1 pseudogene is annotated in these 1,090 nt (G+C 69.0%); it reads left to right on the top strand.

What is annotated here, in order from left to right:
* Positions 1-1,090 (top strand): annotated as a pseudogene (locus EOA27_RS37620) (amidase family protein); the annotation flags it as partial.

The following is a 1,090-nucleotide window of genomic DNA, read 5'->3' as shown; positions in this document are numbered from 1 at the left end:
GCGCGGCAACTGGCCCCTGGTGCCGACCATGGATGTGGTGGTGCCGCATACGCGCAGCATCGCCGACATGCTGGTGCTGCTCGACGTGATCGTCGCCGACGATGCCGAGGCGCGCGGCGATTTCTGGCGCGTCCAGCCCTGGGTGGATATCCCGAAAGTCTCGACGCTGCGGCCGGCGAGCTACACCGCCCTTCCGTTGCAAGGCGCGCTAAAGGGCAAGCGGCTGGGCGTGCCCAAAATGTATATCGGCAAGGATGACGGCGCCGACAGGCCGATCGAGACGCGCGCCTCGGTGCTGGAGCTTTGGCGGCAGGCGGCGCGCGACCTGGAAGCGCTCGGCGCCGAAGTGGTCGAGGTCGATTTCCCCGTCGTCTCCAACTACGAGCGCGATCGTCCCGGCGCCCGCTCCATGGTCGACCGTGGGCTGGTGCCGCCGGAATTCGCCGAGCGCGAGATCTGGGACCTGTCGATCTGGTCGTGGGACGATTTCCTGCGCGCCAATGCCGACCCGGCCATCCCCGATCTTGCTTCGGTCGACGGCGCAAAGATCTTCCCGCAGCCGCCGGGCGCGTTGCGCGACCGTTACGGCGAGGCCGATTTCGATCTGGCGCAGTATGTCGAGCGGGCGAAGCGGGGCGTGGCGCGACTGGAAGATATCCCAGCCATCGGGGAAGGCCTGAAAGGCCTCGAGGCAACGCGCCGCGTCGACTTCGAGGAGTGGCTCGATGCCAACCGCCTCGATGCCGTGGTGCTGCCGGCGGTGGCCGATGTCGGGCCGGCCGATGCCGACGTGAACGAGGCCTCCGCCCGGCTCGCCTGGCGCAACGGCACCTGGGTCGCCAATGGCAATCTTGTCTGGCGGCATCTGGGCATCCCAACGGTGACGGTGCCGATGGGCGCCATGGCCGATATCGGCATGCCGGTGGGCCTGACCTTCGCCGGCAAGGCCTATGACGACACGGCGCTGCTGATGATTGCCGGCGACTATGAGCGCGCCACCAAGCGCCGCACCGCCCCGCCGCGCACGCCCGCGCTTGCCGATGATGTGTTTGCGGCGGGCAGCGGGGGGAGGAGGGGGGCTAGCGACGCG

Source organism: Mesorhizobium sp. M2A.F.Ca.ET.037.01.1.1 (genome assembly GCF_003998075.1).
Classification (GTDB): domain Bacteria; phylum Pseudomonadota; class Alphaproteobacteria; order Rhizobiales; family Rhizobiaceae; genus Mesorhizobium.
Note: the sequence above shows the minus strand (reverse complement) of the source record. Positions and strands in the feature narration are given on the sequence as shown.